This is a genomic window from Brevundimonas sp. PAMC22021 (assembly GCF_019443405.1).
GTDB lineage: Bacteria > Pseudomonadota > Alphaproteobacteria > Caulobacterales > Caulobacteraceae > Brevundimonas.
Genome location: NZ_CP080376.1, coordinates 1,475,829 through 1,499,989, shown reverse-complemented (window position 1 = coordinate 1,499,989; position 24,161 = coordinate 1,475,829). Strand labels below are relative to the sequence as shown.

The 24,161-nt window shown below is 66.7% G+C and carries 26 protein-coding genes, 2 tRNA genes and 1 rRNA gene; 19 read left to right on the top strand and 10 right to left on the bottom strand.

Going from position 1 to position 24,161, the window contains the following annotated elements; all coding sequences use genetic code 11:
• Window positions 1-69 precede the first annotated feature (69 nt).
• On the top strand, window positions 70-1,032 hold the full coding sequence (locus KY493_RS07250; RefSeq protein WP_219895732.1) for a M28 family peptidase: 963 nt from the start codon (window positions 70-72) through the stop codon (window positions 1,030-1,032).
• A gap of 3 nt (window positions 1,033-1,035) precedes the next feature.
• On the opposite strand, the gene panC is transcribed toward KY493_RS07250, so the two are convergent.
• Complete coding sequence (panC, locus tag KY493_RS07245) at window positions 1,036-1,881, bottom strand: pantoate--beta-alanine ligase (RefSeq protein WP_219895731.1); 846 nt, start codon at window positions 1,879-1,881, stop codon at window positions 1,036-1,038.
• 72 nt (window positions 1,882-1,953) lie between these two features.
• Here panC and KY493_RS07240 point away from each other — a divergent pair, with 72 nt between their 5' ends.
• From KY493_RS07240 to KY493_RS07230, 3 genes are all read left to right on the top strand, one after another.
• Window positions 1,954-2,583, top strand: a complete 630-nt coding sequence (locus KY493_RS07240) for an SPOR domain-containing protein (protein ID WP_219895730.1) — start codon at window positions 1,954-1,956, stop codon at window positions 2,581-2,583.
• A gap of 116 nt (window positions 2,584-2,699) precedes the next feature.
• Window positions 2,700-3,536: a division plane positioning ATPase MipZ gene (locus tag KY493_RS07235; RefSeq protein ID WP_219895729.1), complete on the top strand. Its 837-nt coding sequence runs from the start codon at window positions 2,700-2,702 to the stop codon at window positions 3,534-3,536.
• A gap of 15 nt (window positions 3,537-3,551) precedes the next feature.
• Window positions 3,552-3,980 (top strand): molecular chaperone DnaJ, encoded by a 429-nt coding sequence (locus tag KY493_RS07230; RefSeq protein ID WP_219895728.1) that lies wholly within the window; start codon window positions 3,552-3,554, stop codon window positions 3,978-3,980.
• Here KY493_RS07230 and pyrC read toward each other — a convergent pair.
• From pyrC to ruvX, 4 genes are read right to left on the bottom strand one after another with little or no spacing between them, the layout of a single operon-like run.
• Window positions 3,977-5,257, bottom strand: a complete 1,281-nt coding sequence (pyrC, locus tag KY493_RS07225; RefSeq protein WP_219895727.1) for a dihydroorotase — start codon at window positions 5,255-5,257, stop codon at window positions 3,977-3,979. The two genes, KY493_RS07230 and pyrC, sit on opposite strands and share 4 nt — an antisense overlap.
• Window positions 5,254-6,234 carry an aspartate carbamoyltransferase catalytic subunit gene (locus tag KY493_RS07220; RefSeq protein ID WP_219895726.1) on the bottom strand — a complete coding sequence of 327 codons (981 nt, stop codon included), beginning with the start codon at window positions 6,232-6,234 and terminating at the stop codon, window positions 5,254-5,256. Before KY493_RS07220 ends, pyrC begins: the two co-directional genes overlap by 4 nt.
• A 23-nt stretch (window positions 6,235-6,257) precedes the next feature.
• Entirely contained in the window at window positions 6,258-7,181 is a 924-nt protein-coding gene (locus KY493_RS07215) for an AEC family transporter (RefSeq protein ID WP_219895725.1), read from the bottom strand.
• Window positions 7,181-7,660 (bottom strand): Holliday junction resolvase RuvX, encoded by a 480-nt coding sequence (gene ruvX, locus KY493_RS07210; RefSeq protein WP_219898413.1) that lies wholly within the window; start codon window positions 7,658-7,660, stop codon window positions 7,181-7,183. Before ruvX ends, KY493_RS07215 begins: the two co-directional genes overlap by 1 nt.
• A 64-nt stretch (window positions 7,661-7,724) precedes the next feature.
• On the opposite strand from ruvX, the gene KY493_RS07205 reads away from it, so the two are divergent.
• The 4 genes from KY493_RS07205 to gatB all read left to right on the top strand — a co-directional run bounded on the left by KY493_RS07205 (window position 7,725) and on the right by gatB (window position 11,678).
• Window positions 7,725-8,207, top strand: a complete 483-nt coding sequence (locus tag KY493_RS07205; protein WP_219895724.1) for a hypothetical protein — start codon at window positions 7,725-7,727, stop codon at window positions 8,205-8,207.
• Window positions 8,208-8,288: 81 nt separating this feature from the next.
• Window positions 8,289-8,576 (top strand): Asp-tRNA(Asn)/Glu-tRNA(Gln) amidotransferase subunit GatC, encoded by a 288-nt coding sequence (gene gatC, locus KY493_RS07200; protein ID WP_219895723.1) that lies wholly within the window; start codon window positions 8,289-8,291, stop codon window positions 8,574-8,576.
• Window positions 8,577-8,700: 124 nt separating this feature from the next.
• Window positions 8,701-10,179, top strand: a complete 1,479-nt coding sequence (gatA, locus tag KY493_RS07195) for an Asp-tRNA(Asn)/Glu-tRNA(Gln) amidotransferase subunit GatA (protein ID WP_219895722.1) — start codon at window positions 8,701-8,703, stop codon at window positions 10,177-10,179.
• A 2-nt stretch (window positions 10,180-10,181) separates the two neighbouring features.
• The gene (gene gatB / locus KY493_RS07190) at window positions 10,182-11,678 is read left to right on the top strand and encodes an Asp-tRNA(Asn)/Glu-tRNA(Gln) amidotransferase subunit GatB (protein ID WP_219895721.1); all 1,497 of its coding nucleotides are present in this window, start codon (window positions 10,182-10,184) and stop codon (window positions 11,676-11,678) included.
• 56 nt (window positions 11,679-11,734) lie between these two features.
• Here the strand turns inward: gatB and KY493_RS07185 are convergent, their stop codons facing one another.
• A complete protein-coding gene (locus tag KY493_RS07185) occupies window positions 11,735-12,292 on the bottom strand; it encodes an RcnB family protein (protein WP_219895720.1) in 558 nt (185 codons plus the stop codon).
• Window positions 12,293-12,453: 161 nt separating this feature from the next.
• Here KY493_RS07185 and KY493_RS07180 point away from each other — a divergent pair, with 161 nt between their 5' ends.
• Together KY493_RS07180 and KY493_RS07175 are read left to right on the top strand one after the other, a co-directional pair.
• Entirely contained in the window at window positions 12,454-13,173 is a 720-nt protein-coding gene (locus KY493_RS07180; RefSeq protein WP_219895719.1) for a glutathione S-transferase N-terminal domain-containing protein, read from the top strand.
• A gap of 140 nt (window positions 13,174-13,313) precedes the next feature.
• The gene (locus KY493_RS07175) at window positions 13,314-13,619 is read left to right on the top strand and encodes a sel1 repeat family protein (protein WP_219895718.1); all 306 of its coding nucleotides are present in this window, start codon (window positions 13,314-13,316) and stop codon (window positions 13,617-13,619) included.
• Between the two features lie 6 nt (window positions 13,620-13,625).
• Here KY493_RS07175 and KY493_RS07170 read toward each other — a convergent pair whose 3' ends face one another.
• Window positions 13,626-14,363 carry a polysaccharide biosynthesis/export family protein gene (locus tag KY493_RS07170; protein ID WP_219895717.1) on the bottom strand — a complete coding sequence of 246 codons (738 nt, stop codon included), beginning with the start codon at window positions 14,361-14,363 and terminating at the stop codon, window positions 13,626-13,628.
• Window positions 14,364-14,485: 122 nt separating this feature from the next.
• On the opposite strand from KY493_RS07170, the gene KY493_RS07165 reads away from it, so the two are divergent.
• Window positions 14,486-15,925 (top strand): chain-length determining protein, encoded by a 1,440-nt coding sequence (locus KY493_RS07165; RefSeq protein WP_219895716.1) that lies wholly within the window; start codon window positions 14,486-14,488, stop codon window positions 15,923-15,925.
• Window positions 15,926-15,941: 16 nt separating this feature from the next.
• A complete protein-coding gene (locus KY493_RS07160; protein ID WP_219895715.1) occupies window positions 15,942-16,643 on the top strand; it encodes a hfsB in 702 nt (233 codons plus the stop codon).
• On the opposite strand, the gene KY493_RS07155 is transcribed toward KY493_RS07160, so the two are convergent.
• Both KY493_RS07155 and KY493_RS07150 read right to left on the bottom strand, forming a co-directional pair.
• Window positions 16,640-17,359 (bottom strand): TorF family putative porin, encoded by a 720-nt coding sequence (locus KY493_RS07155; RefSeq protein WP_219895714.1) that lies wholly within the window; start codon window positions 17,357-17,359, stop codon window positions 16,640-16,642. The two genes, KY493_RS07160 and KY493_RS07155, sit on opposite strands and share 4 nt — an antisense overlap.
• 39 nt (window positions 17,360-17,398) lie before the next feature.
• Complete coding sequence (locus KY493_RS07150) at window positions 17,399-18,331, bottom strand: nitronate monooxygenase family protein (RefSeq protein ID WP_219895713.1); 933 nt, start codon at window positions 18,329-18,331, stop codon at window positions 17,399-17,401.
• Window positions 18,332-19,299: 968 nt separating this feature from the next.
• On the opposite strand from KY493_RS07150, the gene queF reads away from it, so the two are divergent.
• Complete coding sequence (gene queF, locus KY493_RS07145; protein WP_219895712.1) at window positions 19,300-19,761, top strand: preQ(1) synthase; 462 nt, start codon at window positions 19,300-19,302, stop codon at window positions 19,759-19,761.
• Window positions 19,762-19,767: 6 nt separating this feature from the next.
• A complete protein-coding gene (locus KY493_RS07140; RefSeq protein WP_219895711.1) occupies window positions 19,768-20,640 on the top strand; it encodes a DUF817 domain-containing protein in 873 nt (290 codons plus the stop codon).
• Here KY493_RS07140 and KY493_RS07135 read toward each other — a convergent pair.
• Entirely contained in the window at window positions 20,624-21,217 is a 594-nt protein-coding gene (locus KY493_RS07135; RefSeq protein ID WP_219895710.1) for a nitroreductase, read from the bottom strand. The two genes, KY493_RS07140 and KY493_RS07135, sit on opposite strands and share 17 nt — an antisense overlap.
• 575 nt (window positions 21,218-21,792) lie before the next feature.
• Here KY493_RS07135 and KY493_RS07130 point away from each other — a divergent pair.
• From KY493_RS07130 to KY493_RS07115, 5 genes are all read left to right on the top strand, one after another.
• The gene (locus tag KY493_RS07130; protein WP_219895709.1) at window positions 21,793-22,035 is read left to right on the top strand and encodes a hypothetical protein; all 243 of its coding nucleotides are present in this window, start codon (window positions 21,793-21,795) and stop codon (window positions 22,033-22,035) included.
• 52 nt (window positions 22,036-22,087) lie between these two features.
• Window positions 22,088-23,549: ribosomal RNA gene (locus tag KY493_RS07125) — 16S ribosomal RNA — on the top strand.
• A gap of 81 nt (window positions 23,550-23,630) precedes the next feature.
• A complete protein-coding gene (locus KY493_RS14485; protein ID WP_255567825.1) occupies window positions 23,631-23,753 on the top strand; it encodes a hypothetical protein in 123 nt (40 codons plus the stop codon).
• Window positions 23,752-23,828: transfer RNA gene (locus KY493_RS07120), tRNA-Ile, on the top strand. Before KY493_RS14485 ends, KY493_RS07120 begins: the two co-directional genes overlap by 2 nt.
• 95 nt (window positions 23,829-23,923) lie before the next feature.
• Window positions 23,924-23,999 (top strand) — tRNA-Ala (locus tag KY493_RS07115).
• The last annotated feature ends 162 nt before the right edge of the window (window positions 24,000-24,161 follow it).

Genomic DNA, 24,161 nt, shown 5'->3' with positions numbered 1-24,161 from the left:
ACGGATCGTTATGCTGACGCCGACCGCAGCGCTCGCTAAGGCTTTGGGCGCCAACTCGCTGGAGCCGCCATGATCCGCCTACGCCTTGCCCTTTCAGCCGTGTCCGTTCTCGCGCTGGCGGCGTGCCAGACCCCGTCGACCGAACCCGCCGCGCCTGCGCCTGCCGAGGTCGCGCCAGCCCGCGACTATGCGCAGCTGATGACCGACCTGCGCACCCTGTCCGCAGACGACATGGAGGGGCGCGACACCGGAGCGGCCGGCGGCGAGCGCGCGCGTAACCACATCGTCTCGCGCATGGAGGCGTTGGGCGTCGCGCCGGCTTCCTTTGGTCGATTGCAGCGGTTCGAGACCACGGGCCGCACCCGCAGCGGGCCGAAGACGTTCAACGGCGTCAACGTCGTAGGGCTGATTCCCGGCACGCGGGCGCCGGATCGCTACATCGTCGTCACCGCCCATTACGACCATGTCGGCGTGAGCGACGGCCAGATCTACAACGGGGCCGACGACAACGCTTCGGGCGTCTCGACCATGCTGGAGCTGGCGGCGCGGCTGAAGGCGGAAGCGCCAGAGCACAGCGTGCTGATCGTGGCGCTGGATGGGGAAGAGCGGGGACTGCTGGGCGCGCGCGAGTTCGTAAAGGCGCCGCCGGTGCCGCTGACCTCCATGGCGCTGAACCTCAACTTCGACATGACCGCGCGGGCGGAGACGGACAACCATCTGTGGGTCACCGGCACCTACCAGCATCCGACGCTGCGCCCGATTCTGGAGGCGCTGCCGGCGCAAGGGTCGATTTCGCTGGCATTCGGCAAGGACACGCCCGCCGACACCGGCGAGAACAACTGGGTGACCGCGTCAGACCACGCCGCCTTTCATGAGGCGCAGGTGCCGTTCCTCTACCTCGGCGTCGACTATCATCCGGACTATCACCGGCCGTCCGACGATTTCGAAAAGATCACGCCGGCCGTGTTCCAGAACTCGACCGAGCTGGCGATCGCGGCCTTCCGGGCGCTTGACCGCTCGCTGGATCGGTAGGGTTCAGACCGCCATGTTGTCGATCAGCCGCGTCTGGCCGAGCCAGGCGGCGGCCAGGATGCGGCCGGGCGCTCCGACCTCGTAAGGACCAAGGTCCGCGCTTCGAACGGCGACGTAATCGACGCGCTCGAAACCCGCGGCCAGCAGGGCGGATGAAGCCTCGGCTTCGACATCTGCCGGCGGCTCGTTCGCTGCGGCCTTGAGCGCGGCTTCGGCCAGAACGCCGTTCAGCCGGCGCGCGATCTGCAAATCGTCGTCAGACAGGTAGGCGTTGCGCGAGGACAGAGCCAAGCCCCAGCCATCTCGTTCCGTGGGTGCTCCGACGATCTCGGTCGGGATGTCGAGGTCGCGGGCGAGACGGCGCACCACCATCAGTTGCTGGTAGTCCTTTTCGCCAAAGACGGCGACGTCGGCCCGGGCCTGGTTCAACAGCTTGGTCACCACCGTCGCCACGCCGCCGAAGAAGTGGGGGCGAAAGTCGGTCTCGAGACCCGCGCTGGGGCCGCCGATCTCGACGCGAGCAGCGAAGCCTTCCGGGTACATCTGCTCGACCGAGGGGGCGAACAGGAGGTCGCAACCGGCCTGCGCCAGAAGCGCGGCGTCCTCCGCCTCGCGGCGCGGATAGGTTCCAAGGTCCTCGTGCGCGGCGAACTGGGTCGGATTGACGAAGACGCTGGCGAACACCTTGTCCGCGCGCCGCTTCGCCTCGCGCACCAGCGTCAGATGCCCTTCATGCAGGGCGCCCATCGTGGGAACGAGGCCGACGGTGAAGCCCTGGCGGCGCCATTCGCCGACGGTTGTGCGCAGTTCAGCAACGGTGCGGGCGACGGGCAGGGGAACGTCGGTCATGCTGGCGTTGACTCTTTTTCTTAAGCCTGTTCGCTAAGGACGTCTCAAAGGCCGTCCGTTAGAATCGCGCTTATGACGCCCGCAGAAGCGACCCGTCCAGTCCTGCTCGCGCTGATCGGCGCCGGCGCCGCATTGAGCCTTTCGGCGTGCGACGGCGACGCCGTGGAGACGCAGCGGTTCGAGACCATGGCCCGCGCCGTCGCCGCCGTGGACGTATCGGGCGGCCGTTCGGCCTCGGGCGGACTGCGCGGCGCCGACTTCTCGCCGGTCAAGGTGGCGGTGATGGACCCGCACGACATGTGGGACGCCCGCGACGCCCAGGCCGCCGGCATGCGCGGCGGGGTCGAAACGTCTGCGCCGCCTCCGGCGATCGTGCGAGCTGTCGTGCGCAGGCGAGAAGCCGCGCCTCCGCCGACCGAGGCCGATCTCACGGTCGATGCTGGAACGGTCGCGCCGGATCCGACTTCCGTTGCGCCGCGGATGATCCAGCTGGGCGCCTATGGCAGCGAGGCGATGGCGCAGGCCGCGTGGGAGCAGCTGTCGGGACGAAGCGACCTGCAGGGTGTCGAACCCGTCTTCGAGCCGGTCGAGCGGGGCGGAAGCCGCTTGATGCGTCTAAAGGTCGGCCCCCTGCCGCCCGAGGTCGCCGAAGGGCTTTGCCAGACCATCGCCGGCGCGGACCCCTGGTGCGCCGGGGGCTGATCCACAGCAATCCGTTAACCGGTCGTTGACGTTTGGGGCGTCTGGCCCGAGTCTGCGCTACAGTAGGTCCGTGCGCCTCCTCGAGTCGCGCCGGCCGCAGCGGAGATCGCCCTGCGATGACCCAACCCCATGTGATCGTCCTCGGCAACGAGAAGGGCGGGGCCGGCAAGTCCACCCTGGCCATCCACATCGTCACCGGCCTGCTGCATGCGGGCAAGACGGTGGCCATCCTGGACCTGGACCTGCGCCAGCGATCCATGGCGCGCTTCTTCAACAATCGCCGTGCGTGGCTGGCCGCCAACGGCCAGGAACTGCCTCAGCCGATGATGCCCGACATGGGCGACGGCAAGGCGCTGGCCAAGGCCGATACGGCCGAGCAGATCGCCGTGTTCGAGCGCGCCTTCGAAGAAGCGCAGGCGGCGGGCGTGGACGTGATCCTGATCGACACGCCGGGCGGCGACACGGCCGTGTCCAGCGCCGCCCACGGCCGGGCGGACCAGATCGTCACGCCGATGAACGACAGCTTTGTCGATTTCGACCTGCTGGGCGAGGTTGATCCGGTGACGCTGGAACTGCTGAAGCCATCGATTTATTCCGAAAGCGTGTGGGAGGCGCGAAAGACGCGCGCGATCACGCAAGGCCGCCACGCCTCCATCGACTGGCTGGTGGTCACGAACCGCCTGGCGGTGGCCGAGGCGCGCAACCGCCGCCGCCTGGAAGAACGGATGACCAAGCTGGCGAAGCGGGTCGGCTTCCGCGTCGGGCCCGGCCTGCGTGACCGCGTGATCTACCGCGAGCTGTTCCCGTTCGGCCTGACGGTTGCGGACCTGTCGAACGAGATCCGTCCTGTCGCGGTGTCGCTGGCTCACGTCGCGGCGCGCCAGGAAATGCGCAACCTGATGCAGGCCATGGGTCTGGAGCAGGCGCTGCAGCCGCTCGACGCCGCGGCCTGAAGGACCGCTGACCCGTTGGGGCTGATCTGGCTGGCGCTGGCCGCCGTCGCGGTCTGGGCGCTGGTGCGACTTGGACGGCAGACGGAGCGGCGGGGGCGCGCCGAATGGCGTGTCGCCGCAACGCTGATCAGCGCGGCCTTGCTGGGCGGCGGCGTGCTGGCGGCGGCGAGGGGCGCCTGGATCATCGCGGCCGGCCTGGTCGGCGCGGGCCTTTACCTGACCGTCAGTTCGCGGATGCGTCCGCCGGCGCCGAGGCGGTCGGCGGAGAGCATGACCGACGCCGACGCGCGCGCCCTGCTGGGCCTGGGCGAGGACGCGTCGGTCGCCGAGATCAACGCCGCCTGGAAGCGCGCCATGGCGCGGGTGCATCCGGACCAGGGCGGCACGCAAGGATTGGCCGTCCGCGTCAACGCCGCACGCGATCGGCTGCTGAGGCGGCCTTAGGTTTCGAACACCTTTCGACCGGCGACAAAGGTCGCGGCGACGCGGCCCTGCAGCCGCCGGCCGTCGAAGGGCGAGTTCTTGGACTTGGAGCGCAGGCGGTCGGCGTCGATCACCACGGGCGCGCCGGGGTCGAACAGGATCAGGTCGGCGGGTGCGCCATCGGCCAGCACGCCGGCGTCCAGGCCCAGGAGGGCGGCGGGGCCGTGCGTCAGCGGCCGCAGCACGTCCAGCAGGTCGAGCCCGTCCTGGTGGTGCAGCGACAGGGCGGCGGGCAATAGGGTCTCCAGCCCCACGGCACCCGGCGCCGCCTCGGCGAAGGGGCGGCGCTTGTCCTCGGCCGGCGCCGGGGCGTGGGCGGATGTTATGACGTCGATCAGGCCCTCGCGCACCGCCTCGATCAGCGCCTGCCGGTCCGCCTCGGTGCGCAGCGGCGGATCCAGACGGTAGAAGGTGCGGTAGTCGCCGATGTCCACCTCGTTGAAGCACAGGTGGTTGATGGAGACGCTGACGGCGACGTCCAACCCCTTGGCGCGGGCGCGGGCCAGGGTCTCAAGCGCGCCCTCGGTCGAGATCTGGTCGACCAGAAAGCGGGCGCCGGTCTGTTCGACCAGGGCCAGGTCGCGCTCCAGCCCGATGCGTTCGGCGATGGCCGGGCTACCGGACAGGCCCAAGCGCGTGGCCAGTTCGCCCGAGGCGGCGACCGCGCCCTCGGTCAGCCAGGGATCGGCCGGGCGGCAAGCGATCAGGGCGTTGAAGGCGGCGGCGTAGCTCATCACCCGCTGCAGGGTACGGCTGTTGGTGATGACCCGGTCGCCGTCGGTGAAATACAGAGCGCCGGCCTCGTCCATCAAGCCAATTTCGGCCATCCGCTGGCCGTCCAGGGCCTTGGTGGCGGCCCCGGCGGCGCGGACGTTGACCAGGTTCAGGGCCGCGCCGCGCCGCTGGATGAAGTCGATCATCGCGGGGTCGTCGACGGCGGGCTCGGTGTCGGGCTGGACGACGATGGTGGTCACGCCCCCGGCCGCGGCGGCCAGACTGGCGGACTTCAGCGTCTCCTTGGGCTCGGCGCCAGGTTCGCCGGTCTTGACGCGAATGTCGATCAGGCCGGGCGCCAGGCACAGGCCGGCGGCGTCCACGGTCTCGTCGGCGGTCAGATCGGGAGCCGAGCCGTGGATGACGCGTGCGATGCGGCCGTCTTGGATCAGCACGGCTCCCGGGCCGTCGTAGTCGCTGGCGGGATCCAACAGGCGCGCGTTGACGATGGCGAGGGTGGTCATCGTGCGTCCTCCCGCTGGGCCAGGGACGCCAGCACGGCCATGCGGGCGGCGACGCCCATCTCGACCTGGTCCTGGATCAGGGAGACAGACAGGTCGTCGGCCACGTCGGAGTCGATTTCCACGCCGCGGTTCATCGGGCCGGGATGCATGACGCGCACGCCGGGCGCGGCCCAGGCCAGCTTTTCGCGGTCCAGCCCCCAGAAGCGGAAATACTCGCGGGTGGACGGCACCAGGGCGCCGGCCATCCGCTCCAGCTGCAGGCGCAGCATCATGACCACGTCGCAGCCCTGAAGGCCCTCGCGCATGTCGTGGAAGACCTCGCAGCCCCAGCGGTCTGCGTCGCCGGGCACCAGCGTCGGAGGTCCGATCAGGCGGACCCGGGCGCCCATCATCTGCAGCAGGGCGACGTTGGAACGCGCCACCCGGCTGTGGGTGATGTCGCCGCAGATGGCCACGGTCAGGCTGGTCACGTCGCCAAAGGCGCGACGCATGGACAGCAGGTCCAGAAGCGCCTGGGTCGGGTGCTCGTGCCGACCGTCGCCGGCGTTGACGACAGCGCAGCCGACCTTCTGGCTCAGCAGTTCCGCCGCGCCCGAGGCCGAATGGCGCACGACCAGGATGTCCGGCTTCATGGCGTTCAGCGTCACCGCCGTATCGATCAGCGTCTCGCCCTTCTTCACCGAGGAGGAGGCGACCGGCATGGTCACGACGTCGGCGCCGAGCCGCTTGGCCGCGATCTCGAACGACGAGGAGGTGCGGGTCGAGTTCTCGAAGAACAGGTTCACCACCGTGCGGCCGTGCAGCACGTCCAGCGCCTTTGAAGACTGGCGGTTGAAATCGACGAACGCGTCCGCCAGGTCAAGCAGCCGGGGCGTGACGAAGGGGTTCAGGTCCGAGGCCGCCAGGAAGTGCGCCTTCGGGAACGGGATCAGCCGCTCGTGGATGGTCTGTTCGGCGACGGCGTGCGGCTGGGTCATCGAGACGGCGCTATACGGCCCGCTCAGACGAAATGAAACAGCATCAGCAGGATCGGCATGGTGATCGCGCCGCCGACGGTGGTCAGGGCGATCACGCCGGCCATCAGCGGCGCGTCGCCGCCCATCTGCCGCGCCAGCATGTAGGAGGCGGCGGCGCCCGGCGTCGCGCCGCACAGAAGCGCCAGAGCCTGCGCCAGCTGGTCCCCGCCGAGCAGGCGGCAGACGCCCCACATCAGGAAGGGCATGACCAAGAGCTTGACGACCGAGACCCACAGCACGGTCACGCGCCGGCGCATCACCTCGGCGAAGCTGAGGCCCGCGCCGGCCACGATCAGGCCCAGCGGCAAGGCCGCGCCGCCCAGCAGGTCAAGGATGCGAGCCAGCACGGGAAAGGTCGGAACGCCCGCGAAGTTGAGCAGCAGGCCGATCAGGCACGCCATCAGGATGGGGTTCTTCAGCATGGCCTGGAACAGCGCCAGCGGTGACACCCCGCGCTGATCCGCGCCCCAGCGCGCGAGCACGGCGACGCAGGCTATATTCGTCACCGGAATGATGCAGGCGATCATCACCGCCGCGACCGCCAGACCCTCGGCGCCGAACAGGCTCTGCACCACCGGCAGGAAGACAAAGCTGTTCCAGCGGATCACGCCCTGGAAGACGCTGGTGTAGGCCGGGCCGTTCACGCGGATCATCGGCTTGGCGAGCAACGCAAGAATGGCGACCACCGTCACCGACAAGACCGCCGCACCGCCCGCGGGCCCGGCGCTCGCCCCCGACAGGTCCGCGCTCCAGATCGCGGGAACCAGAAAGCCGGGATAAAGCAGGTTGATCGACAGCTTCTCGATCGGCCGCCATGCCGCGTCGGGCAGAAAGCCGGACTTGCGCAAGCCGTAGCCGATGGCGATCAAAACAAAGACCGGCGCGATGCCGAGGACCAGTCCGCCCATCAGATCCAGGTCGCCTGGTCACGCACCCGGTCCAGCGCCCCTTGCAGGATCCAGGCGGCGGCCGTGCGGTCGATCACGCCCGCGCGCCGCTTGCGGTTCAGGTCCAGGTCTTCGATCAGAAAGCGTTCCACCGCGCTGGTCGACAGCCGCTCGTCCCAGAAGGCGATGTTGACGGGACGCAGCCGCTCGAGGTTTCGGGCGAAGGCGCGGCACGACTGGGCGCGCGGTCCCTCCGTCCCGTCCATGTTGACCGGCAGGCCGATGACGAGGGCGGAGACCTTGCGGTGGTCCATCAGTCGGAACAGCTGCTCGGCCTCGACACTGAACTTGGATTTGCGGATCAGCTCCAACGGCGAGGCGATCAGCCGCGTAGCGTCGGATACGGCGACGCCGATGGTCTTCTCCCCCAGGTCCAGCCCCATCCACGGCGTCTCGGGCGGGCAGGCGGCGGACAGGTCGAGAAGGTCGAGAACGGGCACGGGGCTGCGGTTAGGACTGGCGCGGGCCGAAGTCAAAGGCGATGGTGCAAGGATGAGCCGCGCCATGTTCGTATCGATCGTCCTTCTCGCGCTTGGCGCCTGCGAGCGGCCAAGCACGGCCCAGGCGACGGTGCCGCAGGCCTCTCCCGTAGTGGCGCCCGACACTGCAGCCGCGCCCGGCGTCCGTGTTCCCGCCGTGGCGGCCGACGAACTGCAGGAGGCCGCCGCCGTGTCGCAACTGCACAGCGCGTCGCAACTGAACGCCAAGGTGTTCAGCCTGTCGGGCGGCGATCCGGCCGTGAACGGCCTCGTCACCTATCTGGCGCTCTTCGCCGGACCGGCGGACGGCTGGCGAAGCTATCCCCTGGGAGACTATGCCGAATGGCGGGTGACGGAGGCGCGAGCGGGCGTGATCGTGCTCGACGTACGTCAGGACACGGCTGGGCCGACCGGTGACATCATCGAGCAAGCGCGCACCGTCCGTGTGAACTTCACCTGGAACGGCGAGGCGCCGCCAGACGAGGTGCGGGTCTACACCGCGCAATAGCCGAACTATGCGTGATCCTTGTGCATTTCCGGCCTGATCGCTAATCCAACTTTCAACTTCACTGTGTGTTTGGAGGGCCGCATGGCCATCGACGCCGCGACGGTGCGCAAGGTCGCGCATCTCGCCCGCATCAAGACCCCCGAGGATCGGCTGGAGACGCTGGCCGGCGAGCTGAACGGCATCCTGAACTGGATCGAGCAGCTGGACGAGGTGGACGTGCAGTTCGTCGAGCCGATGACCTCCAACGTGCACCAGCCCTTGCGCCTGCGCGACGACGTGGTGACGGACGGCGGCAAGCTGGACTGCGTGCTGTCGAATGCGCCCAAGTCGGCTGACGGCTTCTTTGTCGTGCCCAAGGTGGTCGAGTAGTTTTTCTTTTTCGTCATCCTCGGGCTTGTCCCGAGGATCCAGAAACACAGCCCTATCCGGAGACTCCCGAGTCTCTGGATCCTAGGCACGAGGCCTAGGATGACGTGATTGGAAGTGGATCCGTATGTCGGACCTTACGCAACTTACCTTGAAGGCCGCCGTGGACGGGCTGAAGGCCAAGAAATTCTCCTCGGCCGAGATCACCCAGGCCTTCCTGTCGAACATCGAGGCGTCGAATGGGACGCTGAACGCCTATACCGAGGTCACGGCGGACAAGGCGCTGAAGATGGCGAGGGCGTCCGATGCGCGACTGGCGGCGGGCGAGGGCGGGGCCCTGGAAGGCGCGCCGCTGGGGATCAAGGACCTGTTCTGCACTGACGGGGTGCGCACGACCGCCGGCTCCAACATGCTGCGCGACTTCACGCCACCCTACGAGTCCACCGTCACCGCCAATCTGTGGCGCGACGGGGCAGTGATGCTGGGCAAGCTGAACATGGACGAGTTCGCCATGGGCTCGTCCAACGAGACCTCGGCCTTTGGGCCGGTGAAGAACCCGTGGAAGTCCAAGGCGTCGAACGCCGAACTGACGCCGGGCGGATCGTCGGGCGGATCGGCGTCGGCGGTGGCGGCGGACCTGTGCCTGGCCGCGACGGCTTCGGACACCGGCGGTTCGATTCGCCAGCCGGCGGCCTTCACCGGCACGGTGGGGATCAAGCCGACCTATGGCCGGGCCAGCCGTTACGGCATGGTGGCCTTTGCCTCGTCACTGGACCAGGCCGGGCCGATCACCAAGACGGTCGAGGACGCGGCGCTGCTGCTGCGCTCGATGTGCTCGTTCGACATGAAGGATTCGACCAGCCTGGACGTGGAGACGCCGGACTGGACCGCTTCGGTCGGAGAGTCCGTGAAGGGGCTGCGCATCGGCGTGCCGCGCGAATACGTCGTGGACGGGATGCCGGCCGAGATACAGGCGCTGTGGGACCAGGGCGTCGAGTGGCTGAAGGCCGCCGGCTGCGAGATCGTCGACATCAGCCTGCCGCACACCAAATACGCCCTGCCGACCTATTACATCGTGGCGCCGGCCGAGGCCTCATCGAACCTGGCGCGCTATGACGGCATGCGTTTCGGACACCGGGCCACAGAGGCCCGGTCGCTGACGGACCTGTACGAGACTTCGCGCGCGGAAGGATTCGGCAAGGAGGTGCAGCGTCGCCTGACCATCGGGGCCTATGTGCTGTCGGCCGGCTTCTATGACGCCTATTACGTCAAGGCGCTGAAGGTGCGCCGCCGCATCGCCCAGGACTTCGACAATGTCTGGGGCCAGGTGGACGCCATCCTGACGCCGTCGACGCCGTCCGCTGCCTTCGCGCTGGGCGACAAGCAGATCGATCCGGTGCAGATGTACCTGAACGACGTCTTCACCGTGACCACCAACCTGGCGGGCCTGCCGGGCATCTCGGTGCCGGCCGGCATGGACGCCAACGGCCTTCCGCTGGGCCTTCAGGTCATCGGCAAGGCGCTGGACGAGGCGACGGTGTTTCAAGTCGCCGCGGCGCTGGAAGACGCGGCGGGCTTTGCGGCCAAGCCGGACAAGTGGTGGTGAGCATGAGCGAGACCTCGAAGCTGATCCAGGGCCGCACCGGTCCCTGGGAAATCGTCATGGGGCTGGAAATCCACGCCCAGGTGGCGTCGAAGGCCAAGCTGTTCTCGGGCGCGGCCGTGGGCTTTGGCGCGGGGCCGAACGAGCAGGTGTCGCTGGTTGACGCCGGCTTTCCCGGCATGCTGCCGACGCTGAACCGCTGGTGCGTCGAGCAGGCGGTGCGAACAGGCCTGGGCCTGAAGGCGCAGATCAATCTGAAGAGCCAGTTCGACCGCAAGAACTACTTCTATCCGGATCTGCCGACCGGCTATCAGATCAGCCAGCTGTATCATCCGATCGTCGGTGAAGGCGTGGTCGAGGTGGAGGCGGAGGACGGCAGCTTCTTCAACGTCGGCATCGAGCGGCTTCACCTGGAGCAGGACGCCGGCAAGCTGATCCACGATCTGTCGCCCAGCGAAAGCTACGTCGATCTGAACCGCGCCGGCACGGCGCTGATGGAGATCGTTTCCAAGCCGGACCTGCGCAGCCCGGAAGAGGCGGTCGCCTATGTGAAGAAGATCAGGACCATCCTGATCTATCTCGGCGCCTGCGACGGCGACATGGAGAAGGGCAATCTGCGGGCCGACGTGAACGTCTCGGTCTGCCGCGCGGGCCAGTACGAGAAGTTCAAGGCGACCGGCGACTTCAGCCATCTCGGCACGCGCTGCGAGATCAAGAACGTCAACAGCTTCCGCTTCATCTCTCAGGCCATCCAGTACGAGGCCCGTCGCCAGATCGAGATCCTGGAGGACGGCGGCGCGATCATTCAGGAGACGCGGCTGTTCGATCCGACCAAGGGCGAGACCCGCTCGATGCGCTCCAAGGAAGAGGCGCACGACTATCGCTACTTCCCCGATCCGGACCTCCTGCCGCTGGAGCTGGAGCAGGCGTGGATCGAAGAGATCAAGGCGTCGTTGCCCGAGCTGCCGGACGAGAAGCGCAACCGTCTGATGAGCGACTATGGCCTGTCGCAGTATGATGCGGTGGTGCTGATCTCGGATCAGGCCAAGGCCGACTATTTCGAGGCGGCGGCAAAGGGGCGCGACGCCAAGCTGGTGGCCAACTGGGTGACCAACGAAGTCTCGGCGAGACTGGCGGCGAGCGGGCAGGAGTTCTCAGCCAATCCGCTGCCCGCGGCGCAGGTGGCCGAACTTGTGCAACTGATCGAGGAGGGCGTGATCTCCTCAAAGATCGCCAAGGAGGTGTTCGACTACGTCTGGAACGGCGAGGGCTCGCCGTCCGAAGTGGTCGAGAAGCACGGCCTGAAGCAGGTCACCGACACCGGAGCCATAGAGAAGGCCGTCGATGACATCATCGCCGCCAATCCCGACAAGGCGGCGGCGGTGGCCGAGAAGCCCCAGGCGATCGGCTGGTTCGTCGGCCAGGTGATGAAGGCCACCGGCGGCAAGGCCAATCCGGCCGCGGTCAACGACATCCTGAAAGCCAAGCTCGGCATCAGCTGAAAACGAAGACGGGCCCGGAGATCGCTCTCCGGGCCCGTCTCTCCGTCAGGTTTGGCTCAATAGACGTTCGACAGGACGCTGGCGATCAGGCCAGAGGCCACGGCGATCAGCAGGATGTCGCTGCCAGCGTGAACGTAGCGATAGCCGCGCGGGGCCTCGCGCAAACCATAGAAGTAGGGATCGCGCACATAGTAGCTGCGATACTGCGCCGGCAGGTAGCCGCCGGTTCTCCAGCGATAGCCGGAATAGCGCGGATCGACCCGGTAGTAGCCGTAGGACGGCGCATACCAGTAGCCCGAGCGCGGGCCATTGTAGCCGCGGAAGTCCGAGCGGCCGCGCCACCAGTCGCGGTTGTTGCGATCCCAGCGGTTGTCCTGACGCCAGTCGCGACGGTCGTCGCGACGGTCCTGACGCCACTCGCGACGATCATTCCGGTTGTCCTGGCGCCATTCGCGGCGGTCCTGACGATTGTCACGGCGGTCGTCGCGACGATCTTCACGCCGTTCCTGGCGCCACTCGCGACGGTCGCCGCGATCCTGAGCCTGCGCGACCAGCGGCGCGGCGGTGGTGGTCAGGGCCAGCGCCACCACGGCGGCCTTGGCAAGGCGATTCATGAGCTTGCTCCTCGTTCTCGGGGCGTCGAGCGGACGCCCTCCATGGATCGCAAGGTGACGGGCGCCGCATGAACTCGCGCTGAACGTCGGTGTCAGCATTGTTCAGCCATTGCCCAGGCCCTCGGGGCGCCTAACTGAGGATCGAGCCACAGGAGCCTGACATGAGCCGCCCCATCGAACTCTGGTACTGGCCGACGCCGAATGGCTGGAAGGTGTCCATCGCGCTGGAGGAGATGGGACTGCCGTACACGCTGAAGCCGGTGAACATCGGCGCGGGCGAGCAGTTCCGGCCGGAGTTCCAGGCGATCAGCCCCAACGGCCGCATGCCCGCCATCATCGACCCGGACGGGCCCGGCGGCGAGCCGCTGTCGATCTTCGAATCGGGCGCCATCCTGCAGTACCTGGGCGCCAGGTCCGGTCGGTTCTATCCGTCCGACGCGCGTGGCAAGGCCGAGGTGGACCAGTGGCTGTTCTGGCAGGTCGGCGGCCTGGGGCCGATGGCGGGGCAGACGCACCATTTCCGCCAGTACGCGCCGGCCATGATCCGCGACCAGCGCCAGATCGCGTATGGCGTGCGGCGCTACACCGACGAGACGCACCGGCTATACGGCGTGCTTGATCGACAGTTGGCCGATCGCGAGTTCATCGCCGGCGACTATTCGATCGCCGACATGGCGGCCTGGCCCTGGATCCTGCCGGAGGCGCAAGGGCAGGACCTGGCTGACTTCCCGAACCTGAAGCGGTGGGTGGAAGCCGTCGGCGCACGACCCGCCGTGCAGAAGGGGCGGGCGCTGGGCGCTGAGCTGCGCGCCGACCTGGCGGCTTCGGGCAAGGACGCAGAGGCGGCGCGCAGGATGCTGTTCGGCCAGCGGGGCCGGTGACCCGCGTCGGCGGGGTTTACGAGTGCTTTACTGAAAAGACTTGGCTCGCTTCTCGCCATTAACTTTAACTTCAAACCGGCGGTATTTGATGGCGTCTCAGGAGACGAGGCCAGAAAGGCTCTCGTTCGGGAGAGATGGTTATGATCGCGCAAGAACTCGCGCACGAAGACCTGGTCGCCGAAGGCGGCCTGCCGCTGCCGACGCCGGATATGAGCGGCGACGACCTGTTCAAGCTGGGCATGATGTATTCGGCCGGCGCCGGCGGGGCGCCGATGGACCGGGTGTCGGCCCACATGATCTTCAACCTGGCGGCCATGAAGGGCTCGATCGAGGCGCGCGTCTATCGCCGCGAGATGAGCCTGGAGATGGAGCGCGAGGAGATCGCCGAGGCTCAGAAGGCCGCGCGCCGCTACATCGACCAAGGCGTGGTGACGCTGGTCGCCTGAACGGCCCTAGAACTGTGCAAAGCCGCTGCCGTTCGATCCGTTGATCGAATAGCTGAAGCCGATCGGCAGGGCCGCACGCACCTGGGTGAAGAAGGCCGCAAGCTCGCCCAAGGTCGAGCGCGGCACAAAGACGATGTCGCCGCGCCGGATTGCGATGGCCTGATCGCGGCGCGGGCGAAGATCGACAACGCGCAGCATCCGCCGTCCGCCCGGGCCGCGCCGGATCAGCGCGACCTCGTGCATGCGCGCCGTGGGCTGGAATCCGCCGGCCTGGATCACCGCCTGATAGGCGTCGATGTCGCCATTGACCTCATAGACGCCGGGCGTGCGCACCTCGCCGTCGACCCAGACGCGGATCGGGCCCGCCTGGCGCAGCGAGACCTCGACCACCGGGCGCACGAGTTGCGAGGCGTAGGCCTCGGAGACCGACGCTTCGAGTTCCGGCAAGGTGCGGTCCGCGGCCATGACCTGACCGATCAGGGGCAAGGCGATCCGCCCGTCGGGGCCGACACGCAACGTGCGGGTCAGCTCGCTCGCCGTCGGCATGGCGACCTCGATTTCGTCGGACGGGTAAAGCAGATATTCCGGCTCGTCGTCCGTCCAGGTGGCGAACGGAATGTCGCCCGGGATGCTTGAGGACGCCGGTTGTCGCTGAGCCCCGCCATAGGCCCCAGCGGTTGCGCCGCAGCCTGAAAGTCCGACCGCGCCGAGGGACAGCAGGAGCAGGCGGCGATCGAGTGTCATGGTGGGGCAGCGCCTGTGCGAACCGTGTCTAGGCAAACTGTCGCCGGTTATGGGTAACCGCTGGTTAACGCGGCTGGGCCAAGGGTGGCTGACCTGAAGCTTTCACGGATTCGGCGACGCCCATGCGCCCGACGGCCTATGTTCCAGCACGACCGCGCTACGGCGTGCTGGATGTCGTCGGCCTGCTGTTTCGCGAGCTGTTGCTGATGATCGTGATCTTCCTGCTGGTGTTCGCGCTGGGCGCGGCGGCGGTGCTGACGCTGAAGAAAAGCTATACGGCGAACGCCAGCGTCTTCGCCGGGGTGGGGCAGGAATACGTCTATCAGCCGCGCGTCGGCACGGCCGAGCGGGGGCAGGCGCCGAACGCCGACGAGGTGGCGCAGTCGGAAGCCGCGATCCTGAACAGCCAGGAGGTCAAGCTGATGACGGTGCGGGCGCTGGGCGTCGACACCATTTTGGGCGAGCGCGTCAGCGGATCGCCGGCGCAGCAGGAGGCGGCGGCGCTGAAGGCGTTGTCCGGCGGGCTGGGCGTCGGCGTCTCTGTCGGCAGCCCGATCATCCAGGTGTCCTACAAGTCGGGTGATCCGCAGCGGGCGGCGCGGGTGCTGAACGCCCTGGTGGATCAGTATCTGGCCTATCGCCGCCAGGTGTTCCGCGACAATACGCCGGCGATTCGCACCCAGCGCGCGGCGTTCGAGGACGAGCTGGGCTCGGCCGATGCGGCCTATGAGGATTTCCTCGCGTCGAACGATATCGGCGACTTCGCCACGGCCAAGGCGACGCTAGCCGCGACATATCAGACGACCTTCGCCGAGCGGCTGTCGGTGCAGGCCCAAACGAATCAGGCGTCGCGGCGACTGCAGACGCTGGTGGCGCAGCAGGCGATGACGCCGGCCGAGATCGCGCTGCAGCAGGATCTGAATATCTCGGCGCAGGACCAAATCCTGCAGTTGCGAACCGAGCGCGAACAGCTGCTGGCCCGCTATCAGCCCGACGCCCAGCCGGTTAAGGACATCGAAGCGCGCATCGCGGGGCTCCAGGCCTATGTGGGGACGGGCACGGCGGTGGGGCCCAAGGAGGTCCGCACCGGGCCCAATCCGATCTGGGTCGAGCTGGAGACCACGCGGATCAATGCGCAGGCGGAGCGCGATTCGCTGCGGGCGCGGCTGGCGGTGCTGGACGGGCAACTGGGCGACATCCGCTCGCGGCAGGCGCGACTGACGGCGCTGGAGTCGGAGAATGCGAACTTGGCCGGCAACCGCGAGGTGCTGAGCGCCTCGATCCGCGAGTTCCAGCAGCGCGAGACCCAGAGCCGGGCCGATAATGCGCTGGTCCGCGCCGGCGCCGACAATGTCACGGTGATCGCGCGGGCCCAGCCGCCGGCGCAGGGCAAGAGCCTGAAGGTGCCGTTGCTGGCCGCCGCCTTTCTATTCGCGGGCTTCACCGCCCTGTGCGCCGGATTGTTGCGCATCTTCTCGCGGCGCGGCTTCTCGACCGCAGGGTCGGTCAGCCGCACGCTGGACATGCCGGTGCTGGCGGTGGCGCCGGCCAAGGCGCACTGAAGGGTCCCGGGACGGCATGGTCGATCTGACGGGTGAAATGGCGGGTCTGTGGGCGGCGCTGGGACCGGTGCCGGCGCACCGCGCCCGCATCATCCAGTTCGTCGGCGCCTCGACCGGAGAGGGCGTGTCCACCGTGGCGCGGGAATATGCGCGGCTGGCGGCGGTGCGGGCGCGAAAGCCCGTATGGCTGATCGACGGCGACCTGGCGCAGCAGGGGCAGCTGGAAGCGATCGCGGCCGAGCCGGAGCGGTTCGGGACCTTGAGCAAGCCGGTGCAGGCCTCCCCGAACGGCTCGATCTTCTTTGCCGTCACGCCGCGAATCACCGACGCGCAAGGGCGGACGATCCCCGCGCATCGGCTGCTGACCGCGAGGGCATGCCTGGGCGGAAGGCTGTGGACGACGCGATTCCGCATGGAGGCGCTGCGGTCCGGCCACCGGGCCGAGCCGCTGGGCCGGCCGGACTATTGGGACGCCCTGAGGCCGCACGCCGACACGGTGGTGATCGACACCCCGGCGGCGGACCGCAATGACATGGCCATCATCCTGGCGCCCTTTGTCGACGCCACCGTCCTGGTGATCGCGGCCGAGACGACGGCGGCGTCCGGTCCGGCAATCCTGCGCGACGAGATCGAGGCCGTGGGCGGCCGCATCCCCGGCGTGGTGATGAACCGCTCGACCTATCGCGCGCCGGGCTTTCTTTCGCGCCTCAGCGCCTAGAAGGCGTAGTTGACGCTGGCGACCAAGGCTTCCTCGTACTGCTCGCCTTCGCTGTTGGCGTCGGTGTCGTGGTAGCGAAGGTCCAGCTCGAGCGCGTCGGTCAATGCATAGGTCGCCCCGACATTCCAGCCGATGTAATCGACGGAGCCCTTCTGCTCGCGCTTGCCGATGGCGACGCTGCCTTCCAGCTTGTTGGTGAAGGCCCAGCCCGCCTCGGCCTCGGTCCAGACGTAGGAGTCGGTCGAGCCGAAGGCGTCAAAGGCGTACTCTACGCGCAGAAGCGCGCGGGCGGGGCCGACCGAGCGTTCCACCACCGCGCCGACCTGCCATTCCTCGTCGTCCAGGCCCGCGTCGGAGCCGGGCCGCACCTTGTACACGGCGCTGACGTCGATATCGAAGCCGGCGAGATAGGGGCGGGCGCCCACGACGGCGTTGAACTCGACGTCCGAGCCGTTGCTCTTGATCGTCTCGAAGCTGGGACCGGCGTAGAAGAAGCCCGACTGGCTTTCCCACTCCGCCGTGCCGGAGATGAACGGATCGCCGTTGGACTTGGACGCATTCTTGGAGCGGTTGTCGGTTCCGGCGCCGACGCTGAAGGACCAGCCGCCGCCCTGCGAACCGGGTGAAGGCGCCGAGTCGCTCGACGATTCCTCCTGGGCCATGGCCGGGGCCGCAAGGAGACAAAGGGCCAGGACGGCGGGGGCAAGGCGGGTCATGACGGCTCGCTAGCGGCTGGGGACTGGATGTCCCGGCCTTTAACGCACACCGGCGCGAATCGCGAACTGTTCCGTGGCCTGAGCGAATTCTTGTCTCAGGCGGGCAACGAGATCGGCGGTCGGCACGATGTCGTGGATGGAGCCCGCGCCTTGGCCCGCCGACCAGACCGTCTTCCACGCCTTGGCCTCTTCCCCCATGTCCAGCTTGTGCTCGGGCAGGGTCTTCGGATCGATGCCGTTGTCGATCAGCGACCGGGTCATGAAGTTGGCCGGTATGCCGGAAACCGCCGGCGTGTAGGTGATGTCGGTCGCGCCCGATTCGACGATCATCTGCTTGTAGCCGTCCGACGCCATGGCCTCGGTCGTGTTGATGAAGCGGGTGCCCATGTAGGCGAAGTCGGCGCCCATCATCAGGGCCGCGGCGACGTCCCCGCCGGTCGAAAGGCAGCCCGACAGGATGATGGTCCCCTGGTAGAAGCTGCGGACCTCGTTGATCAGGGCGAACGGGTTGACCACGCCGGCGTGCCCGCCCGCGCCGTTCGCCACCAGGATCAGGCCATCGACCCCTGCCTCGGCCGCCTTTCGGGCATGACGGACATTGGCGATGTCGTGGAAGACCACGCCGCCATAGCCGTGCACCGCCTCGACCACGTCGCGCACCGCGCCCAGGGAGGTGATGATCAGCGGAACCTGCTCCTCGACCGACACGGTCAGGTCGGCCAGCAGGCGCGGATTGGTGGGATGGACGATGTGATTGACGCCGAAAGCCGCAGCCTCGGGGTTCAGCCGGCTCTTGATGTCGCGCAGCCACTCCCGATAGCCTTCGGTCGTGCGCTGGTTCAGCGAGGGAAAGGTCCCGACGATCCCGCTGTTGCACGCCTCGACCACGAGATCAGGGCCGGAGACCAGGAACATGGGCGCCGAGATCACCGGCAGGGTCAGGCCCTTGAGCAGCGAGGAGGGGATGGCCATCGAAATCTCCATGGGTTCGACGCTGGCTTAGCGGCGTGTCGCGACGGAAGGCAAATCGCGGTGGCGATCGAGCGCGCGAAGGCCCGGGCTGCGGTTTCGCATCCGGTTGGAGGGCGGGCGTGTCGCCGGGCTTTCGCCCGGAGTATGGGTAGTTGTGTACCGTTTCGACGAAAGCTGACGCCCCGCGCGGATGATTTGTGCCTGCAAGCTCGGGGCGGAGGATGGTGGCGGTCTTATCGCCTAACCCCATAAGCCTGCGCCCCCGGGTCAAGCCCGAGGGTGACGTGGGCGGGCAGGGCTGCGACCCTGTCCCCGGACCGGCCGAGTATCCCCCTCGACCCTCTCGGCGCTGAACCGAGTTCAGCACCGGCGGCCGCAAGGGCGAACCCCTGCGACCTCCCGCTCCATCCGCTCCCGTCGCTCGCAAGGTCGCAGGCCAGGCGAGCCCTCCAGTGCGACGAGACGGATGCAGGGTGGCGTGGGTTTGAACTCAGGCGCGGAAGTTGGGGTAAGGTTGGCTAGAGGGTTGTTCCGACTGTCCTTTGCCTCCGCTGATGCGCTGTCTGCGCCTTTATTCCCGTCATCCTCGGGCTTGTCCCGAGGATGACGGGGGGAAGGGAAAGGGAACGAAGTGGCGGCGAGGCGCCGGCTCTCCCTCCCCGGTCGGGGAGGGTGGTCGCGTCAGCGACCGGGTGGGGGCGGCCCGGCAGGGTCGCACGTGTTGAGGCTAGACACGCCGTCGATAGGTCGCGCGGCCGCCCCCACCCGGCTTCGCCTGCGGCTCGGCCACCCTCCCCGGACGGGGAGGGAGAATGCTGGTCACCTCTCCTCCCCATGGCGATGGGGAAGTGGGTCGGCGGCAGAACCCTCCACCGACGAGCGGTCCCCCTTCCTACGCCGTGAGAAGGAAGGGGGAGGCTATAATCGCCGCCGTTTCCAAGCGGCGCGTCAGTCTCTAAATGACGGCCATGACCACAGACGTATCCGGCCTCAGTCAACTCGGCGCTCAGACGGCGGCGCCGGCCAGTCCCGCGACGGCGGTGCTGGAGCGCGTGCCCAATCCGCATGCCGACACCCTGTATCTGGCCCGGTTCACGGCGCCGGAGTTCACCTCGCTTTGCCCGGTGACAGGCCAGCCGGATTTCGCGCATCTGGTGATCGACTATGCGCCAGGCGACTGGCTGGTCGAATCGAAGTCGCTGAAGCTTTACCTGACCAGTTTCCGCAATCACGGCGCCTTTCACGAGGATTGCACCGTCTCGATCGGGCGGCGACTGGCCGAGCTGCTGCAGCCGAAGTGGCTGCGGATCGGCGGATACTGGTACCCGCGCGGCGGCATCCCCATTGACGTCTTCTGGCAGACGGGCGTCGCGCCCGAGGGTCTGTGGCTGCCTGACCAGGGCGTGCCGACCTATCGCGGTCGCGGCTGATCCGGAGTGCGGGGGAGCTCGCGACTTCCGCTTGAGACCTGGGGGCGCGCCCGGCTTCTTCGGCTGCAGGCGTGGGGCGACCGCCGGTCATGGAGCCGGTACGGGATCGAATTCCTGTGGTTCGGGCTGAAGCAGGGATGGGCGTGCCTGTTCGGCGGGCTGATGCTGGCGCTGATTCTCGGCACCCACCTGTTGTGGCCGGACGGGGCGGGTCTGTCGCGATACGACTTCCTGGTGATCGGCGCCCTGCTGATCCAGGCGGCCATGCTGCTGTTCCGGCTGGAGAGCTGGGAGGAGGCGCGGGTCATTTTCCTGTTTCACGTCGCCGGCACGGTGATGGAGCTGTTCAAGACGGCGCACGGATCATGGATATATCCGGAGGACTCGATGCTGAGGATCGGGGCGGTGCCGCTGTTCTCGGGCTTCATGTATGCGGCGGTCGGCAGCTACATCGCGCGGGTGCAGCGCATCTTCCATATCCGCGTGAGGCGCTATCCGCCGCTGTGGACGACGTGGCTGCTGGCGGGGGCGATCTACGTCAACTTCTTCGCGCACCACTGGCTGCCGGACGTGCGGATCGTGCTGTTCTTGGCGACCGCCGTGCTGTTCGGGCGTGGATGGTTCTTCTTCACCGCCGACCGAAGGAGGCGCTCGATGCCGCTGCTGCGGGGCTTTGGCCTGGTGGCGGTGTTCATCTGGTTCGCCGAGAACCTGGGCACATTCGCGCGCGCCTGGGCCTATCCCGGACAGGAGGCGGGATGGGAGATGGTGTCGCTGGCCAAGCTGGGCAGCTGGTTCCTCTTGATGATCGTGTCGGTCGTGCTGGTGTCGCTGGTGCACCGGCCCGAGCCGGAGCCGGCCGCTAGTCCAGACGGGTGACGATGGCCGCCAGATCAGGGCGGGGGCGCTCCAGCGGGGGTTGAGCCAGCGTGCCCATGTGGATGAAGCCGGCGATCCGCTCGCCCGGGCGAACGCCGAACAGGGCCGTCGCTTCTGTATCGAAGCTGTACCAGTCGGTGATCCAGCTGGCCGAATAGCCAAAGGCGTTGGCGGCGTGTTCCAGGTTCATGCACACCGCGCCGGCCGAAAGCTCCTGCTCCCAGACCGGCACCTTGTCGTTGGGAACGGGGGAAGAGATCACCAGAACCGTGATCGGGGCGGCGGTCAGCTTGGCCAGCACGGCCTGCGCCTTGGGTGGAAGGCTGCGCCGCTCGGCAAGGCCGCTCAGCTGTTCGGCGACTTCGGCCCGGCTGCGCGGGCCCATGACGACCAGGCGCCAGGGAGACAGCTTGCCGTGATCGGGGGTGCGTGCGCCGATCTCGAGGATCTGCGTCAGCTCGGCGTCAGACGGTCCGGGCGCCGCAAGAGCCTGGGCCGGAGCCGACCGTCGCGTGCGAAGGCGCGACTGAAGCTCGGCCGAGACGACAGGAAGGGGCAGGGGGAGGGTATCGGTCATGACGCATCCGAGCGGATTGGGTGGGCATGTAGATAGGGAGACGGGCCGCACGCGCGCCAGCCATGCGGCGACGAACTATTACCGCGTTCCGCCAGATTTCGCTTGAGGCCTCGAAGCGGCCTGCCTATAGAGCCGCCTCGCTCGGAAACGGGCTGGCCAACGGGCCGGGACGCGGTGGAAAACACCGGCCCGCCTGGGGAAAACCAAGGGTTCGCTCTTGCGGTTTCCAGCGGTCGGACCCATCTTCCGCGCTTCGACGGAATCGCTGTTGTTGTTTTGTCTGGGGCTTGGCCTTTTGGCTGGGTTTTGGGGCGGTTTTCTGCGGGCTTTTGGGGTGTTGATCCTGGGGTTCGCGGCGGTTTGAAAAAGCCGGTTGACGAGGGGTTCGGGGGTCGCTAGATCGCCGCCTCTTCCGGCTTTCGGGCCGGGTCTTCGGCGAGAGGTTCTTTTGTAAAAAGAACGGCTTGACGGGGAGATGGAGGGTCGGTAGATCGCCGCCTCCGCCGGTTCCGGGTGGTTCTTTCGAGAGCAGCCGGGGCGGGACGTGAAAAGAGGGTCTTCGCAAAAAGAACCGCTTGACACGGATCACCGAGGCGACTAAATCGCCGCCTCCGCCGCAGCCGGGCGATAAACGGCGGGATCGGGTTTCCGGTTCCTGGGTCTTTGAAATCGTTGATCTGGAAAGAGAAACGCAGGCGGCGGTGTTCTGGCGACGTTCGAATGAACGTCAATCGACACTGACATCTGCGGTCTTTTTGAAGATACCATGCGTCGGTCCTTTTGGATCGATGACGTGGGAACTCGTCAAGAATACGTAGAACTAATGCCAAGGCCATTTCGGTGGTCTTAAGCTTAGGTCAGAAGTCAACTCAACCTGAGAGTTTGATCCTGGCTCAGAGCGAACGCTGGCGGCAGGCCTAACACATGCAAGTCGAACGAACCTTTCGGGGTTAGTGGCGGACGGGTGAGTAACACGTGGGAACGTGCCTTTAGGTTCGGAATAACTCAGGGAAACTTGTGCTAATACCGAATGTGCCCTTCGGGGGAAAGATTTATCGCCTTTAGAGCGGCCCGCGTCTGATTAGCTAGTTGGTTGAGGTAATGGCTCACCAAGGCGACGATCAGTAGCTGGTCTGAGAGGATGATCAGCCACATTGGGACTGAGACACGGCCCAAACTCCTACGGGAGGCAGCAGTGGGGAATCTTGCGCAATGGGCGAAAGCCTGACGCAGCCATGCCGCGTGAATGATGAAGGTCTTAGGATTGTAAAATTCTTTCACCGGGGACGATAATGACGGTACCCGGAGAAGAAGCCCCGGCTAACTTCGTGCCAGCAGCCGCGGTAATACGAAGGGGGCTAGCGTTGCTCGGAATTACTGGGCGTAAAGGGAGCGTAGGCGGACATTTAAGTCAGGGGTGAAATCCCGGGGCTCAACCTCGGAATTGCCTTTGATACTGGGTGTCTTGAGTATGAGAGAGGTGTGTGGAACTCCGAGTGTAGAGGTGAAATTCGTAGATATTCGGAAGAACACCAGTGGCGAAGGCGACACACTGGCTCATTACTGACGCTGAGGCTCGAAAGCGTGGGGAGCAAACAGGATTAGATACCCTGGTAGTCCACGCCGTAAACGATGATTGCTAGTTGTCGGGATGCATGCATTTCGGTGACGCAGCTAACGCATTAAGCAATCCGCCTGGGGAGTACGGTCGCAAGATTAAAACTCAAAGGAATTGACGGGGGCCCGCACAAGCGGTGGAGCATGTGGTTTAATTCGAAGCAACGCGCAGAACCTTACCACCTTTTGACATGCCCGGACCGCCAGAGAGATCTGGCTTTCCCTTCGGGGACTGGGACACAGGTGCTGCATGGCTGTCGTCAGCTCGTGTCGTGAGATGTTGGGTTAAGTCCCGCAACGAGCGCAACCCTCGCCATTAGTTGCCATCATTCAGTTGGGAACTCTAATGGGACTGCCGGTGCTAAGCCGGAGGAAGGTGGGGATGACGTCAAGTCCTCATGGCCCTTACAGGGTGGGCTACACACGTGCTACAATGGCGACTACAGAGGGTTAATCCTTAAAAGTCGTCTCAGTTCGGATTGTCCTCTGCAACTCGAGGGCATGAAGTTGGAATCGCTAGTAATCGCGGATCAGCATGCCGCGGTGAATACGTTCCCGGGCCTTGTACACACCGCCCGTCACACCATGGGAGTTGGTTCTACCCGAAGGCGCTGCGCTGACCGCAAGGAGGCAGGCGACCACGGTAGGGTCAGCGACTGGGGTGAAGTCGTAACAAGGTAGCCGTAGGGGAACCTGCGGCTGGATCACCTCCTTTCTAAGGATGCGTCTCCAGCGCCTCTCACGAGGCTCTATTGACGCTCCGCATAGCGAAGCGCTTCACAGCGCCGAGCACATCATGCGGAACGCCGCCGTCTCCGTTTCTCTTTCCACTTTCGTCATCATCGACGCAGCCATACGGGTTGTGATCGAAGATGACGCGATCGCGAGCCTGGATGTCCCGGCTGTCGCGCTGCCCTAGGCCCGTAGCTCAGGTGGTTAGAGCGTACGCCTGATAAGCGTAAGGTCGGCAGTTCGAGTCTGCCCGGGCCTACCAGCAGCATGTTGGTGGCGCTAAGGCGCACGCCGCGGGCCTGCGCTGCTTGAGCGCAGCTTGGGTCGATGACAGTTCTCCTGGCTACACCCTGAGAAGGGGCCATAGCTCAGTTGGTAGAGCGCCTGCTTTGCAAGCAGGATGTCGTCGGTTCGACTCCGTCTGGCTCCACCAGGCCGCGCCCGCGGCCAGGGAATAGACCCGAGGCCCTTGCTTTGGAAGCGGTGGCGCACGGCGTCCAAGCTCGCAGATCGCATCAAGAATTGCCCGTCGGCGCTCGCCGACTGGCATTGAAATCGTGAAGGAAGAACGCGACCGGCCCCTCATAGGCTTTCA